This window comes from Nitrospiraceae bacterium, from assembly GCA_021373015.1.
Taxonomy (GTDB): domain Bacteria; phylum Nitrospirota; class Thermodesulfovibrionia; order Thermodesulfovibrionales; family UBA1546; genus JAJFTJ01.
The window spans coordinates 260,308-274,925 of record JAJFTJ010000005.1 but is presented as its reverse complement, the minus strand read 5'-3'; the positions used below and the strand labels follow the sequence as shown (position 1 = coordinate 274,925).

General features: G+C 37.5%; 12 protein-coding genes. 2 read left to right on the top strand and 10 right to left on the bottom strand.

Annotation, left to right across the window (positions count from 1 at the left end):
* Window positions 1-3: 3 nt before the first annotated feature.
* The 10 genes from LLF28_02705 to LLF28_02660 all read right to left on the bottom strand — a co-directional run bounded on the left by LLF28_02705 (window position 4) and on the right by LLF28_02660 (window position 10,522).
* Window positions 4-441 carry a hypothetical protein gene (locus tag LLF28_02705; protein MCE5194356.1) on the bottom strand — a complete coding sequence of 146 codons (438 nt, stop codon included), beginning with the start codon at window positions 439-441 and terminating at the stop codon, window positions 4-6.
* Window positions 441-2,105: a transglutaminase-like domain-containing protein gene (locus LLF28_02700; protein MCE5194355.1), complete on the bottom strand. Its 1,665-nt coding sequence runs from the start codon at window positions 2,103-2,105 to the stop codon at window positions 441-443. Before LLF28_02700 ends, LLF28_02705 begins: the two co-directional genes overlap by 1 nt.
* A gap of 56 nt (window positions 2,106-2,161) precedes the next feature.
* Entirely contained in the window at window positions 2,162-3,193 is a 1,032-nt protein-coding gene (locus LLF28_02695) for a hypothetical protein (GenBank protein MCE5194354.1), read from the bottom strand.
* A 71-nt stretch (window positions 3,194-3,264) separates the two neighbouring features.
* Complete coding sequence (locus LLF28_02690; GenBank protein ID MCE5194353.1) at window positions 3,265-4,230, bottom strand: hypothetical protein; 966 nt, start codon at window positions 4,228-4,230, stop codon at window positions 3,265-3,267.
* Window positions 4,231-4,254: 24 nt separating this feature from the next.
* Window positions 4,255-5,463, bottom strand: coding sequence for an S-layer homology domain-containing protein (locus tag LLF28_02685; GenBank protein MCE5194352.1), 1,209 nt, complete (start codon window positions 5,461-5,463; stop codon window positions 4,255-4,257).
* A 38-nt stretch (window positions 5,464-5,501) separates the two neighbouring features.
* The gene (locus tag LLF28_02680) at window positions 5,502-6,476 is read right to left on the bottom strand and encodes a CsgG/HfaB family protein (GenBank protein ID MCE5194351.1); all 975 of its coding nucleotides are present in this window, start codon (window positions 6,474-6,476) and stop codon (window positions 5,502-5,504) included.
* A gap of 22 nt (window positions 6,477-6,498) precedes the next feature.
* A complete protein-coding gene (locus LLF28_02675; protein MCE5194350.1) occupies window positions 6,499-7,668 on the bottom strand; it encodes a hypothetical protein in 1,170 nt (389 codons plus the stop codon).
* A gap of 24 nt (window positions 7,669-7,692) precedes the next feature.
* Window positions 7,693-8,451, bottom strand: a complete 759-nt coding sequence (locus LLF28_02670; GenBank protein MCE5194349.1) for a TIGR04219 family outer membrane beta-barrel protein — start codon at window positions 8,449-8,451, stop codon at window positions 7,693-7,695.
* A gap of 131 nt (window positions 8,452-8,582) precedes the next feature.
* A complete protein-coding gene (locus tag LLF28_02665; protein MCE5194348.1) occupies window positions 8,583-9,278 on the bottom strand; it encodes a Crp/Fnr family transcriptional regulator in 696 nt (231 codons plus the stop codon).
* Window positions 9,279-9,283: 5 nt separating this feature from the next.
* Entirely contained in the window at window positions 9,284-10,522 is a 1,239-nt protein-coding gene (locus LLF28_02660; protein ID MCE5194347.1) for a YihY family inner membrane protein, read from the bottom strand.
* A gap of 98 nt (window positions 10,523-10,620) precedes the next feature.
* On the opposite strand from LLF28_02660, the gene argJ reads away from it, so the two are divergent.
* Together argJ and LLF28_02650 are read left to right on the top strand one after the other, a co-directional pair.
* Window positions 10,621-11,823, top strand: coding sequence for a bifunctional glutamate N-acetyltransferase/amino-acid acetyltransferase ArgJ (argJ, locus tag LLF28_02655; protein ID MCE5194346.1), 1,203 nt, complete (start codon window positions 10,621-10,623; stop codon window positions 11,821-11,823).
* 38 nt (window positions 11,824-11,861) lie between these two features.
* Window positions 11,862-14,588, top strand: coding sequence for a PD-(D/E)XK nuclease family protein (locus tag LLF28_02650; GenBank protein ID MCE5194345.1), 2,727 nt, complete (start codon window positions 11,862-11,864; stop codon window positions 14,586-14,588).
* The last annotated feature ends 30 nt before the right edge of the window (window positions 14,589-14,618 follow it).

Here is a 14,618-nt window from a genome sequence, read left to right as displayed (position 1 = left end):
TTTTCATTTTGCAACTTGTTTTGGTTTTTTAAAGATGGCGGTATATGCTGTAATAACCTGTTCTTTATTCGCATAAACAGCCTTTAAATCCAACTGCCACTTGCTCTTGTCCTGATATGGAAGCAGTATCCCTGTTATAAGAGCTTCTGGATTTTTATCAATTACCTTAAAATTTTTCTTTCCGATTTTTTCTAATTGTTTTTTAAATTCCCTTGCCATTGTCTTCCCTCTGGCAGAGGGTTTTTTATTAAAATCAGTGAAGTCTCCCACTGTAACAGTTTTTATATTTTTATTTTTAAGTTCTGCTGCAAAAAATCCTGCTATTCTCTTTAGTTTGGCGATATGCTCTCTTGGAAGAACAACATCTTTGTCTGCAGCAATTATATTTGTTGAAAAGATAATAATATTAAAGAAAATAAAAAACAAACACAGCTTTTTCATCAAATTCTGCCTGTAACTTTGAATACAAAATCATAATTTAATAAATCCTCCCATTTATATCCTTTAACAGTTGAACGAGTGTCATCACTGTCGCCATAAGGATTCCCCGGTATATAGAACCAATTAACAATAGCCTCTCCAGAGTGTCTTAAAATTATCCAGTATTTCCCTTGCTTCAGTATTGGATAAGGCTCCTTGCCTTTAGTAAATGCAAAATCAACCCAATAATAGCCCGGCCTGAATTTTATATTGTTCAGAAAAATCGGGAGGGATCTCTCGCCTGTAAAGCCCGGCTTGCCGTTATCATCCTTGACAACATCGATGTAAATTGAGCCGTCGCCGCCGAATTTTCTGAGTGCAAGAGCAATATTTTTTAGTGACATTGTATTTGCAACTGTGAATGCTTGGGCATAAATATACTTGGATGTGACATATTCAGCGGTCTCCTTATCAAGGATTCTCGTTCCTTCGTTGCCTATAGCCTGATAGGCATCAACTAGCGCAGGAAAATCAGTGTTGCCGAATGCTACATCACCTTTTTTAACAGGAGGAGGTTTTACTGGCGGTTCAGGCTTTATGATTATTGGAGGAAAAGGCGGCTTAATAGGAAGCTCAGGTTTTTCTGCGGAAACTTTTGCTGAAAGATTATTGCTCATTATATATGACTTTGGAGCTTCTTTAGCTCCAGCGAGTTTTATCGATATATCGTCGGTATTAAAAACTGCCTCTATGCTTTCGCTGTACTTTGGAAGATAAGGAGCTGCTGACCATGAATCATTAATGTCTTTTGAATCTAATCCATGTGTCTGTTTTATGTGCCGTGTTGATGTAAATTGTCTTGACTGCTGAGGATCATAAGAAAGCCATCCTAGATCAGGAAAATATATTTCCATCCATGCATGTCCGCCCTGCCCCATGTCCTGGACAAGATAACCGTTCTCTACAGGAACCTTCCATTGTCTTTTGAGACTTATACCTCCGACAATTCTAGAAGGGATTCCTGCGGCTCTGAGAAGAGCCATTGAAAGATGTGCAAAGTTCTGGCAGTTGCCTTTACCGCTTCTGTAAGTATAAACAGCATCGTATTGAGGAGGATTGTAGGTGTATTTGACATTATCAGAAACCCAGTTCAATATTGCATTAACCGCATCCTGCTCTGTTCTGGCATTTGCTGTGAGTCTTCTTGAAAGCTCTGCAATCTCAGGGTCTTCGCTCTGCACCAACCCTGTAGATTTAAGAAAAAGTGATTCAGAACCAGAAATATTGGCAAGCGGGAACTGAGACTTGCTTTCCATATATTTGAGTTCGGATTTTATACGAGAATCGAACGAGATAGTAATATTAACGTTTTGTCTTAGATTGTCCCATCTGACTTTTTTAAACCTATTGCCAAACCTGTCAACATCATCAATAACAGATGATGGTTCAATAGAAAATTTCAGATCAAGTCTTTCTAAGCTTTGCGAGGTTGCCTTGTTTGAAAAAACAGCAGGCAGGGCAAATCTGAATGTCAGTGATTTTACTTCACTGGACACATCAAAGCTGATCTGCTGCGTTGTTTTTATCCTGCTCTCGAGCTCGCCATCAAGTATTAAAGTTTTTGTATAAGACTGTTGAGGAAGCAAGATTAATGAAACTGCAAATATAAATAATAAGCTGCGCATAAAAAAAACAGATTTTTTCATATTATTTTATATAACAGATATCCTTTCTATTGCTTTTATTGAGTCTGTTTTTTCAGTTTGTCCTTGTCTTGTATCGCCTTATTGACTCGTGCAAGCGCTGCTGTTATATTTTCATCAGGCTGATTCATCAATCTATCAGCTTTTTTATACAAGTCTAAGGCCTGTTCTGGAGAACCTGTCACTTCAGCGCAAATGCCAAGGTTGTAGAGTATGGAAGATGAATTTGGAGCTAGTATGCGCCCCTCTCCCCATATTTCACATGCTCTGTCAAGTCTATTATTTTTTGCAAAATCAATCCCCTGTTCAAGTTTGTTCTCGGCTTCTTTTGATGTTATGCCTGATGTTGAATCAAGAAGCTTTATCTGAACTGTTACATAATACGGCGCGACATCAGTTCTGAGCATTGACTTAGCGCGGTCTCTTGCATTTTTAAGCAGGAGTGTTTTGTCAATAAGCGGTTTGCCTGTGTCTTCACATGCTGATGAGTTTTCAGAGCCTGATATGTTGTTGGCATAAACAACCCTTCCTGTTTCAATCTCAATAAGTTTAGGAGTTGCTGAGAATATAGCAGTTCGTTTTGAGCATCTGACATTGTAGTTTTCGTATTGTGCGCAGACCTGATAAGGCTTGCCTTTTTTATCATATTGTGTAGCTGTATATGCACAGCGGGAACGGCTTTCTGTAAAGTAATTATCGCTTACTTTACTTGATGTAATAACCCCGCTGTAAATCCCCTTTGCGCCTACAAGTTTGCCGACCTTTACTGCAGTTTTCTCATCGACTAAAGCGCTCTGCGTAAATTTAAGCTCGCTGATAATCTTATCAATTTTATTCCTATCAACTATAGTGAAATATTGTTTGTCGTTCAGATTAATCCCGGCAAACATGCCTTCAAGTTCAGCGGCAAATTCAGCGCCGCCTTGTCCGTCAAATGGTAGTATTGCTATTTCCTTGATCATTGACGCATCGTGAAATTTTGCAGGTGTAAGCATTGTTGTTTTTACAGATGGCGGAGCACATGATACTAATAAAAAAGAAATAAAAAGTGCATATATTGAAATTCTCATATTCATTTTTAAATGCTCCTGTTTTAATTGACTGCCTTGTTTTTTAAAAAACAAGGCAGTCAATATGAAAATTATTTTAATACAAAAGCTACTTTTGCAGCAGACAGAAATCTTGATTTCTGATTGGCAGAGAATATCGAGACTGCGTCATCATCAGAAACCTGAAGGTCAGATGGATTTACTGAACCGGATGCTTGAATGATCAAAGGATTTTTTGCTCCTCTTTGTTCAAGCGCTGCTTTTGCCTTGTCAACACTGTTTGTGTATTCACCGCATCCCTGCTCAACCAATACCTTCTGGCTGATCTTTGAAGGGTCATATATGACCTCTCCTTTTGTTGTGAAGAGTCTGTTTATCAATGCAGGTCTAAAATTCTGTTTAGTTGCATCGATAATAAGACTGTCATACACGCTGTCCAATGGCACAGGTTTATGTTTGTACTGGGGGATTGGTGTGGGCTGGAGATCTTTTTTTACATCAGGCTGGAGTATTTTGGCATACATTGCGTCTGCAAAACTTCCAGGGCCATTTAACCCGACTTTCATTATAACAAGCGCTGTTTCTTCTTCTTTGTTATATTCCTTATGAACAACCTGAGCGCCTTTTACAAAACCTGCAACTGCTGCCCTTACAACATCATATTTGAGTTCAGCATCTTTTACTAATGTGTCTCCGATAACTGCCACTCCATCCAAAAACTCGGCGAGTTTTCTGTAGGCAAGCACCTCCGCAGCTCTTTCTGCGGTAAGTCTCTTCTTGCCAATTGAGGTTGCATCTGGTTGAGGAAGTCCTTCAGCAACAACCAGTATGTACCCGTTCACAAATGCATCTGTCTGATTTTCTGTAACTGTGAGTTTGCTCTGATTAAGCCATTCGTTTGCTTTCTGGAATCTGTCATCAATCTTAGAGCTGCTGCTTGGCACAGCAGGTACAGATACATTAGGTTCAGATGGCGGTGGAACTGGCTGATTCTGCGCAATAGCAATAGCTACAATTGCAAAAACTAACATTAAAGCAACTACAAGTATTTTTTTCATTTTTACCTCCTTTGTTGTTTTTGATTAATATATGTTCATCTTTTGTTTTAATACTCTGATAGCCAGAAGCGCTTCTGCTCCGTCAACAAAAGAGTCAACTCTGAACTCTCCTGAAATCTCAGGTTCCATTATCCCTCTTGATGTCATGTTCATTACTGCGTTATACCATGGAGCTGTCGGCTTTACATCTGGAAATGGCGATTTTTCATGACCAAAATATGCTGTTGCTATCTTCTCATCCCCAGTCAGCTTAATAAGCACATCTTCGAGAATAAGGGCCATCTCCTGTCTTAATACAGGTTCTGCTGGTTTAAATAAGTATGCCTGGGTTGTCGTGTCAAATTTAGGCTCGAGTCCCCTTACCTTCCATTTCATGACAGTAAGTATCTCATCTTTGAACTGATAATTCATAATGTCAGCAGGCGTAAATTCTGCTTTCATCTTGTCAACTTTTGACTTGGAAGGGATGCGTCCTGCAAAAAGTTTATCAAGTTTAAGTTCATCAATTAAGAGAGCTGTTAAATCTCCTCTTGTTATAGATTCTTTAACAGCAATCTTTTTCCCGACGTCGCCTACTGTTATCCCTGACATTGCTCTGACAATTTTGTCAACGCGCTTCCATGCTTTGTCAGCTTTTTCGTTCCACTTGCCTTCTCTCTTCATGTTGAGCACTTCTGAAAACCTGTCGCGTGCTTTCTGGAATTCTGAAGCCTCAAGGTAAGCAATCCCTATAAAATAAGATGATGCTTCTATGCCCTGATAATAAATGAGCTTCTTTTCCTCAACCTTGAGTTTTCTAGCGTCATTAAATGCATCTTCTGCTTTGTTAAGCCAGTCTTTACCTTTAAGAATTGTATTGACTCTTATTACAGCCAGATTGTAATCAAAACTGTCTTCCTGCGATTCTGCTGATTTATCAGCCTTTTTTAGATATTCTTTTGCGCGCTCAGATTCTACTGCTTTGAACTTAAGATCAATCTGCGCCTTTGCCTTTTCAGCAGTTACAATTGCAAGCCCTCCATATGCAGGAGAAAACTTGGCATCGCAAAAAATCGACCTTTCGAATTTCTCATTTGCAATATCGATCTTTCCTTTCTCAAGATTCTCCATTCCTACCAAATAGTGGTGAGATGGATTGTCTTCAGGGTCTGTGCATTTTGCAACCGGTTTTGCACATGCATAGGCAAATAAGAGAATAAAAACTACAGCTAAAAGTCTTAAAGAATTTCTCATGTCTTCCTCCTTATATCTCAAACTAAATTTAAGCATCGTTATTTTGTTGAACTTACATCATCCCCTGCTTTGAAACTTCGGGGGTCACCTTTAACAATAGTTGCAGTTGCAGAGGTTTTATCAACCTCAGTAACATTCAATTCTGCTACTGTCTCTGTAATTCGTTTAATAACTTCGCCTGTTGTAGGGCTCTTTATCTCTTTCTTTACTTTCACGACATACAGCGTCTGGCCTTTTGATATCCCAGTGCTGCTCCCGCCGTCGAGTATTACTGTTTTTGATCCTGCATCAATGTCAGCAATCTTTACTTTCACTGTCTTAGGAGCATCTTCGCCGTCTGAACTTGAAGTTGCTGCCTTGCCTGTAAGCTGTTTAACTACATCAGCAACGCATTGTCTTGTTGCCTGTCCAAGTATTGTTTCATTAAATCCTTTGCTCGCAAATGAAAGACCCCCGAACCCTTTGTAATTTCCACCGCCAAGCTTCAGGCCTTTCTTACTGTCTTCGGCCTTGCCTTCAGCAACGCCGATGATCTCAGCAGTAGTGGTATCGATCATCCTTGCGTCAATATAAACCTTAGCAACGGTATTTGATACGCCGGCTCCGCCAAACCCAAACTTTGCACCAATACCGCCAAGCCCTATTTCTGATGTATCAATGCTGAACTGAGTAATGCTACCTATAATTACATACTGAACACCGAGTATCTTTCCAATTTGTGCAGCCGTGGAAGCATCAACAAGTCCGCTTGCTCCAAGCTTCTGTTCGCTAATAATCGCATCAAGTTTTTTTCTCTCAATTACAGAATATGTGCCATCCTTTACGAGTTGTGTAACCATCATATCAGCGATTCCCTTGCCTATATTCCATGAGCCCGGCCACCATCTGTCAGTTATCGTGCCGTATTCGAAATCAAGTACTGCAACTTTTTTCTTGGCTGCTTCAGATGTAGTTGTTATGGCAAAGCTTAATGCCAGCGCAATTACTAAGAAAAAAAGAAAAACTCTTTTCATTAAAATCCCCTCCCATTCATAGCTATTGTCTGTATTCCATAGTTGCTGAGTAGCCTGTGAAATTAGAAATCTTAAAATTTTTCTGCGAAAGACTATTAATCAGATATACAATATTTTCAGGATAACCAACAAGAAATTCTCCAAGTGATTTCTCCTCCACAGAGGTGACCCATGCTGTATTCTGCAATATCTCTTTCACCCTGAAGCTTGTGTTTATATCGCTGACTCCTTTTACGCTAAGGCTGATCTTTTTTGAAGCTCCGGCAACATGCTTTGAAAGCACATCAAGGATTGTGGGTGTAATTTTTTCAGAGAGTTCTTTAATCGCCTTTTCAGTTGCGTCTCCAACACTCAGTGCAAGCCCTTTTGCTTCGCCAGTATCTGCATGAATGATAGAATTTCTTCCTGATTGATCTCTTGTTATAAGCCTGTAAGTAAGCCTGGTTGTTACAGCGTAAAAAGGCATGTTAATGCCATACCCAACATCTTCGCCTTTTTTGGTCGAGATTGTATAGTCGATCTTGCCTATCATCAGAACATTTGACAGAAATTTGTACATCAGCGATCTTAACGTCATGTAGTTACCTGACTTAAGGGCGCTGTCAATAGCAGCAGCCTCTATTGCATGAGTAGGCGCTATATCTGCAACCTGATAGCCCTGTTGAAGCAGTTTGTTAATCAATGATTCAGAGAAAAAATTTGTCTCGTCATATTCATCTTTAGTATGTATGTAACTGCTTTTCTTGGTATCATGTTCGCTTATAACCCTTGGTTTTCTTGCAGGAATGTATACTGCAACTGAATTGTTAAGCGCCATGGTCATCAAGGCATCTTTTGCTTTTGTTGGCTCAATACAGGCATTTATTTTCACCCAGAAAGTATCTTTTCTGTTGTCCTCAAGCAGAACCTTGTAACTTTGCACTGTTCCTTTTATATTCTTGCTGATTGCATCGTCAACCAGTGCAAAATTTTGAACAACACTTTGTGCCTTTATTTCTACTCCGACTGTTTGCTCAATAGCAGACCATTTTGCCCTTGCTGTTGCCTCTGTCTTCGCTGAAGGTATGTCGTTGTTTATAATCACTGATTCTCCTTCAGAATTAACGCATTTTACCTGAGCACTTGAAACAACAGGCAAGAATAAAGATACTGCAAGAAACAGTAAAGTTAATCTCATGGCTTTCTTAGACATATTCCTCCTCTATTTTATTCTATGCTAAAACTCAAGCCCTGTTTCAACAAACGGACCCTGGAATTTCAGAGACGCTTTTACACTTTTTTCGTCAATCTTTACATCCTCATATCTGTATCCGCCTGCTATAAATAACGGACCTATAGGTTTAACCTTGAGCCTTGCTACTAAGTCATAATAATGGTTACCGCTAAATGCAATCCCTCTTGCCTCTGCCTCTAATGAAAAGAGCTTTATCGGCTTAAACTGCGCTCCTACATAAACCATAGGAACAGGAAGCGTCATATTCTTTGTTTCTTTAATCCCTGTTGACGGCTGATCAATTTCAGCCTTAAAATCAAAAATTCTTGCATTCAATCCAACCTCTGCATTGAGCTTGCCGAGAGAAAGGGTCTTAAGAAAAGGAAGATTGTAATAGAAACATATGTCATAATGGTCAAGTTGAATTTTTGAGTTGAAAGGCACGCTTCCTGTAAATGTCTTGTCGCCGAATTGAAAGTTTACATTTTTTTGTCCGCTTCCTTCGAACTTCATCGGTGTTGCCATCAAATAAATATTAGGAAATATAAGAGGCAGTTCTATCTTTGCCCTGCCGAAAAACTTGACCTCAGAATCATACTTAAGGTCATTACCCACGCTTAATGATTCCCCTTTGTAACTAATGTCTCCTGAAGGATCCTGATTCCAAACTCCTATTGCAGCCTCAAGACCAATAGCAGAAGCTGCTCCATACATCAGGAAAAAGGACACTAAGAAAGTCATGGCTAAAATTTTAATTCTCATGCAAAGCCTCCATTATAAAAGTTTATTAAAAACAAAATGTTACGTTAATATTTTGAAAGTGCAATCATACACTCAAAGTGTATAAAGATAATCATATAGTGTCAAGTGAAAATTCACCTTGTATGTTTGGATTAAAATACCTCCTGTTCAGCCTTGGGAGATATGAAAAAATGCCGCTCATCTTCTTTAAGAATCTTTCTGAAAATAAGCACTTTTATGACTTTTGATATTGCTTCTCTAGATGCGCCTGTTCTCGCAGCAAGTTCCCGATGCGTTATTTTTCCAATACGCAGAAATCCCTCGTTATTTTTTTCTGATCCAGTTGAAGCAATCTGCAGAAACAGCTTAATCAGTCTTTGGCTGACATCCAGAAATGCAAGAGATTCAATCATTCCATTTGCAGTTCTAAGTCTCTGCACAACAGAAGAAAGAAGGTCTATTGCTATCATGGGATCATTTTTAACAGCAGAAAGAAATAGCTCTCTCTTCAGCATTGCTAATATCAGATCTTCAACAGCTATTATTGTTGCAGATCTGGGCATCCCGTCAAGAAGACTCATCTCCCCGAAAAAATCACCCTTCTTGAATGCGGCGAGGATTAACTCTTGGCCTTCCTGATTCAACAATGAAGCCCTGACAGAGCCATCAAGAACAATATAGAGATCAGTGCTTTGATCTGACTGGTAGAATACTGTTTCTCCCTTTTTTGCCTGAAGGACAACAAAGTCTTTTGCAAGTTTGTTTATATGAGGTTCGGACAGGCTTTTAAAAATAGGCATCTCTTTAAGAAATCCCTGTATTAATTCTTTTTTGTTATCTTTCTCCATTTTAATTAACAAAGAAATTCATTGGTTTTTTTTAACCTCTGGGCAAGTTCTTTTAACAGCATTGTTGCAATCTTTGGTTCCTCTCTTAAAAGAGTTTCAAAATTTTGAGGATTTATCTTAATTATAATTGTATCATCATTTTCAGCATAAGCATTCGTTGTTCTGGGAGTGCCAATAAGAAGCGCCATTTCACCAAAGTACTCATTTTTTTTCATAATTCTGATTATTTGTTCGTTTTCATTGTTATTCTGTAATTTGGATGGCAAGGTTAATCTTACGCCACCAGAGAGGATATAAAACATTTCGTCACCCTTCTGCCCCTGCTTAAAAATCAGGTCTCCGCTTTTGTAGCTTTTGCCGAATTTATTCTTAAGTCTGGATTTTGTTTTGCTGCTGTAATCTTCATAAAACAGTTTTTTTATAAGCAAGACATCTTTTCTTCTGAGATTGGCAATTATTTCTGCGCCAAAGAGTAATACGCTGAACGAATAATAAATCCATATTATGATTATAAACAATGCTTTTAATGAACCAAAGGCAATGCCATACTGAGGGTTATAAGATAAAAACAATCCAAATACTGGCCTGATAATTCCCCAGAAAAATGTCGTTATAATGGCGCCAGTTGCAACGTAAAGAAATGATGTCTTAACAGGGACAAATGCAAGATAAAATACGGATATTATCATCACTGTAACAGTGTATGACGCTGCATTGTAAAAAGCGGTGCTTTCTCCTAAAATATGTATGCTTTTGAATGTCACATGTGTGAAGCTGAGAAGAACAAAGATCGTGAGAGTAAGAAGTATCACTCCAATATCAAGCAAGGTTGTTTTTAAAAAAGAAGGCCTTTCCTCTATTTTAAATATATCAAAAAAAGCCTTGCGAAGAGTGCTAACCAGCGGTGTTGCAGCCCACATGAGAGTGAGAACGCTTATTATCCCCCATATACTTTGATGTTTTGACAGAGAATAAACTTCTTGCAGAATCGTCTCGCTGTAATAAGGAATAAACTCGGAGATTAAAGACGTAATTCTGGACATTACTGCTCTTGAGGATGTTATAAAGAAGCTGAGCGCAAAAAACAAAAGTAATAATAAAGGAATTATCGCAAACAAAGAATGGTAAGCCAATGAAGCTGCTATATTAGAATTGTCGTTCTTTAAAAAAGATTTAACAGACTGCCAGAACACAGCAAAGAATATAAAAACTTTATCTTTTATGTATGTAAATAGTTTAACCATGCGTGTTAATTCAAAACAAGATTTTACATTATTCCATGGATGAAAACAAGCGCAAGAAATCGCTTGCAAAATAAAAGGAAAGGTATAAAATACAAAAGATGATTAAGGACAAATTGCATAAAAATTCCATAAAAGGTTTTTTGTTTTCTGTTGAAGAAGCTGCCATTAAAAAGCCCGGCAGGAAAGATATCGCTCTTATATACTCAGAGACAAAGGCAAATATTGCTGGTGTGTTTACAAAAAATAAAGTACTGGCAGCGCCTGTTAAGCTCGATATGAAAAAGATTGAATCCAATGAAGGTCAGGCAATAGTAGTAAACAGCGGTAATGCTAATGCATGCACAGGCAAACAAGGCATGAAAGATGCCTGCCGAATTGCAGATATTATTGCTGCTAAGATAAAAATAAAACCTTCTCTTGTCTATATCGCTTCCACCGGCGTGATAGGTATTCCTCTTCCTATGGGGAAAATTCAATCTGTACTTCCCAAGCTCACCAATGGTCTGGGGCAAGCAACGTTTGACGATGTTGCATCTGCAATCATGACAACGGATACTTTCCCTAAAATTATTAGCAAAAAACTAAAAATCGACGGCAAAATTGGAATAATTGCAGGGATATGCAAAGGCGCAGGAATGATATGTCCTGATATGGCAACAATGCTCTGTTTTATGATTACAGATATTGCAGTAGAGAAAAAAACATTGTCTGCTGCCCTCAAAGATTCTGTAAATAAGTCATTTAACAGAATTACAATAGACGGTGATATGTCCACAAATGACACTGTATTGATAATGGCTAATGGGATGATCGGGAATAAAGAAATCACAAAAAACTCTCCTGTTTATAAAACATTCAAAAAATCTCTGGATGAGATCACATATGAGCTTTCGAAGCTTGTAGTCAAAGACGGTGAAGGAGCAACAAAACTAGTAGAAATAGAGGTTAAAGGTTTATCAAATGAAAAAGAAGCAGAAACAGCCGCATTTTCAATTGCTAATTCTAATCTTGTAAAAACTGCAGTTTATGGCAATGATGCAAACTGGGGACGTATCATGGCTGCAATCGGGTATTCTGAAATAGCTTTTGACGAAAACAAGGTCGATATATTTATTGGCAATGTAAAAGTAGCCTCAAAAGGCATCTCAACAAACAAAGACAAGCTGGCAGAAAAATATCTAAAGAATAATAATGAGATAAAACTAATTGTTAACCTTAATAAAGGCAGGGCATCTGCAAAGGTTTTAACCTGTGATTTGACAGAAGAATATATTAAGGTTAATGCCAGCTACAGGACATAATCTTTTAATAATACTTGTAAATCAGTTATCCTATTTTTATGCTTGAAAGTTATTCCAAGAATGTAAGGGTTTTTCATGTCCCGTTTAATTACAGGGGCTTTACTGAAAAGCTTTTAAAGCAGGCAATAACTGGGATTAAAAACAAAGACTATTCAGGCATACTCTATCTTGCCCCTACTCACAATAAAATAAGCGAATCTCTAAAAGTCTTCCACAGTCTGGTTGGTGGAGCATACATACCTCCTGAAATGATGACTATAAAAAATCTGGCGAAAAAACTTTATCTTCTATACGGAAACAAAAACATAATATCCAAGCCTATAATCCCTGTTATAATTTCGTCCTTAACAGGTCAGAGTATTGGTTTCGCATCAATGGTAAGCAATTTTATAGATGAAATTAAACAATACCGCCCCGGGAAAGACCTGGGAGAAATCCAGAATGAGTTAATAAATATTTTCAGTAAATTAAATATACCTGAAGAAGTATCAAAGAGAGCGATTAATGCAATTACAATATTAAAAAAATACCAGAAAGCGCTGTTAGAAAATAATCTTAAAGATGAAAATGATCTTCTTGTTGAATGCCCTGAATTAATAAGCACATATAAATACAGACACAAAACCTTAATAATTGATCATTTTTATGAGATAACACCTGTTGAGAAACTGATACTAAAAAATCTTATAGAAAATTCTGAAGAAACAGTAATAGCAATTCCTAGTGAAGATAATTTTACTTCAATAACAGGTACTTTAAATAATTTTCTTATAAATAACTTTAAGTCTGATTTAGAGACCTTACAGACTGAAAAAAGCAGCAGAAATGTTGTGTTTCACCCTTTTCCTGGAATTGACGAAGAAGTCGAAGGCATTGCCAGGAATATAAAAAACATCTATATATCTGGCAAATATAAAATGCTAGACAAGATAACTGTTGCCTTTCCAAAACTCAGCCCTTACTATTCGATTGTCCAGAGGACATTTAAAAGATATGGAATTCCATGTACATTTTTACTTTCAAAACCAACAGGAAACACAAAACCATTTCTTGATCTATTTGCCATGCTAGAATCAATCGAGGATGATTACCCCAGACTTTATTTTTCTCAGTTTCTGACATCCCCATATTTTAAAAAAATTCCTTTGTCATTCAAAGAATGGCTGCCAAGAATATCCCTAAACTCCGGGCTAATTAAGGGCAAGAATTCATGGCTTAATCTAAAAAACCTTTGCGATTCACGCTATGACAATGATATGCAAATTCCTTCAGAGTTTGAACAGGAACTCAAGCACATATTCAACAAGCTTATTCCTCTTGAATCAATAAAGAAATCCGGGACGTATAGTGAAATTTCAAATGCACTCATGAATATTGTCGATAATTTAGAGTTCTCTTTCGAAGACCATGGCATTAAGGAACAGCTTTCGAATGTATTGAAAGAATTCTCTCTAATGGACGCTTTCCCCCAGAATTGTACAAACGAAACAGGATTGCGCAGATTTATAGAAGACCTGAGATACATTTTGAATATGTCAGAGATACAAACAGAAGGTTCAGGAGTGCACGTAACAGAATTATTTGATCTAAGAAGTTCATCTCCGGAATACCTTTATATTGGAGGATTGAAAGACGGCGACATTCCCTCTATGCCTGACATAGATCATATCCTTCCTGATAGCGCAAGGAAAGAATTAGGATTTGTCGACATGAAGAGATACCTTTATTCCCAAAAATTTATCTTTCATCGTCTTCTGGAAGCATCTGTGAATCTAAGCCTTTCATATCCTGCTATGGAAGGAGATAAGTTTTTTCTCCCCTCGCCTTTTCTTCCCTGGAAAGCCGAAGTAATAGAATCCATCCCTGGAATTTTAAACAAAGAAGAGGAGTTGTTATATAAAGGGAGAACACCATTGTCAAATTTCATTAAAGAGATACATACAGTCAAAAATAGATTGCTCGATAAATATTTTTCAGAAACATCCTTTATCAGCGTGACATCAATAGATCAGTACAGAACATGTCCGAGAAAGTTTTTTGTAGAAAAACTTTTAGGCCTTGAACCGCTCGAAGCAAAAGAATATGAGATCGAAGGGTTATTGCTTGGAATAATAATTCATCAGATCATGGAAAAACTCATATCAAAATCATTTAAAGATTATGAAGAATTAAAGAAAAACGCAGAAATAATCATTGAAGAGCTTCTTAAAAACCAGTTGTTAGATCAATACTGGAAAAATTTTGTCAAAGATTCTTTTATTTCATTACTGCCTGAAATATATGAAATTGAAAGTAAGTTAGCAAAAGAAGGATATTCATTCATGAGAGCTGAGCCTAAAGTTGAAGGAGAAGTTTTAAGTGGGATAAAACTAAGAGGAAAGATCGACAGGATAGACAAAAAAGCCGATTCAGTAGAATTAATCGATTATAAAACAGGCTCTGTTCAGTTAAACAGATCGGAAATAATCAACAAAGGCGCAACCTTGCAGTTGTTTTTGTATGCTGCATTAATGAAATCTCTGGGTTTCAAGATAAATAGAGTAGGATTATATTCCCTGAAGGACACAAAAATTACATGGATACCAGGCAAAACTGACATTAAGGAAGGACGAATACTCGAAGACTATATTAAAATTGGTCTTCAGTATCTAGAAAAAACCGTACTGCAGATGAGAAAGGGAGATTTTACAGCCAATCCATTAAATGAACAAACCTGCAGAATGTGCAGTGAAAAACCATACTGTCCCTATATCCAAACTTCTTAATAATTTAAAAAAAGGATACTACTTACTAAG

Coding starts and splice junctions, on each gene's coding strand:
- LLF28_02705 (MCE5194356.1), bottom strand. CDS start 441: ATGAAAAAGCTGTGTTTGTTTTTTATTTTCTTTAATATTATTATCTTT.
- LLF28_02700 (MCE5194355.1), bottom strand. CDS start 2,105: ATGCGCAGCTTATTATTTATATTTGCAGTTTCATTAATCTTGCTTCCT.
- LLF28_02695 (MCE5194354.1), bottom strand. CDS start 3,193: ATGAGAATTTCAATATATGCACTTTTTATTTCTTTTTTATTAGTATCA.
- LLF28_02690 (MCE5194353.1), bottom strand. CDS start 4,230: ATGAAAAAAATACTTGTAGTTGCTTTAATGTTAGTTTTTGCAATTGTA.
- LLF28_02685 (MCE5194352.1), bottom strand. CDS start 5,463: ATGAGAAATTCTTTAAGACTTTTAGCTGTAGTTTTTATTCTCTTATTT.
- LLF28_02680 (MCE5194351.1), bottom strand. CDS start 6,476: ATGAAAAGAGTTTTTCTTTTTTTCTTAGTAATTGCGCTGGCATTAAGC.
- LLF28_02675 (MCE5194350.1), bottom strand. CDS start 7,668: ATGTCTAAGAAAGCCATGAGATTAACTTTACTGTTTCTTGCAGTATCT.
- LLF28_02670 (MCE5194349.1), bottom strand. CDS start 8,451: ATGAGAATTAAAATTTTAGCCATGACTTTCTTAGTGTCCTTTTTCCTG.
- LLF28_02665 (MCE5194348.1), bottom strand. CDS start 9,278: ATGGAGAAAGATAACAAAAAAGAATTAATACAGGGATTTCTTAAAGAG.
- LLF28_02660 (MCE5194347.1), bottom strand. CDS start 10,522: ATGGTTAAACTATTTACATACATAAAAGATAAAGTTTTTATATTCTTT.
- argJ (MCE5194346.1), top strand. CDS start 10,621: ATGATTAAGGACAAATTGCATAAAAATTCCATAAAAGGTTTTTTGTTT.
- LLF28_02650 (MCE5194345.1), top strand. CDS start 11,862: ATGCTTGAAAGTTATTCCAAGAATGTAAGGGTTTTTCATGTCCCGTTT.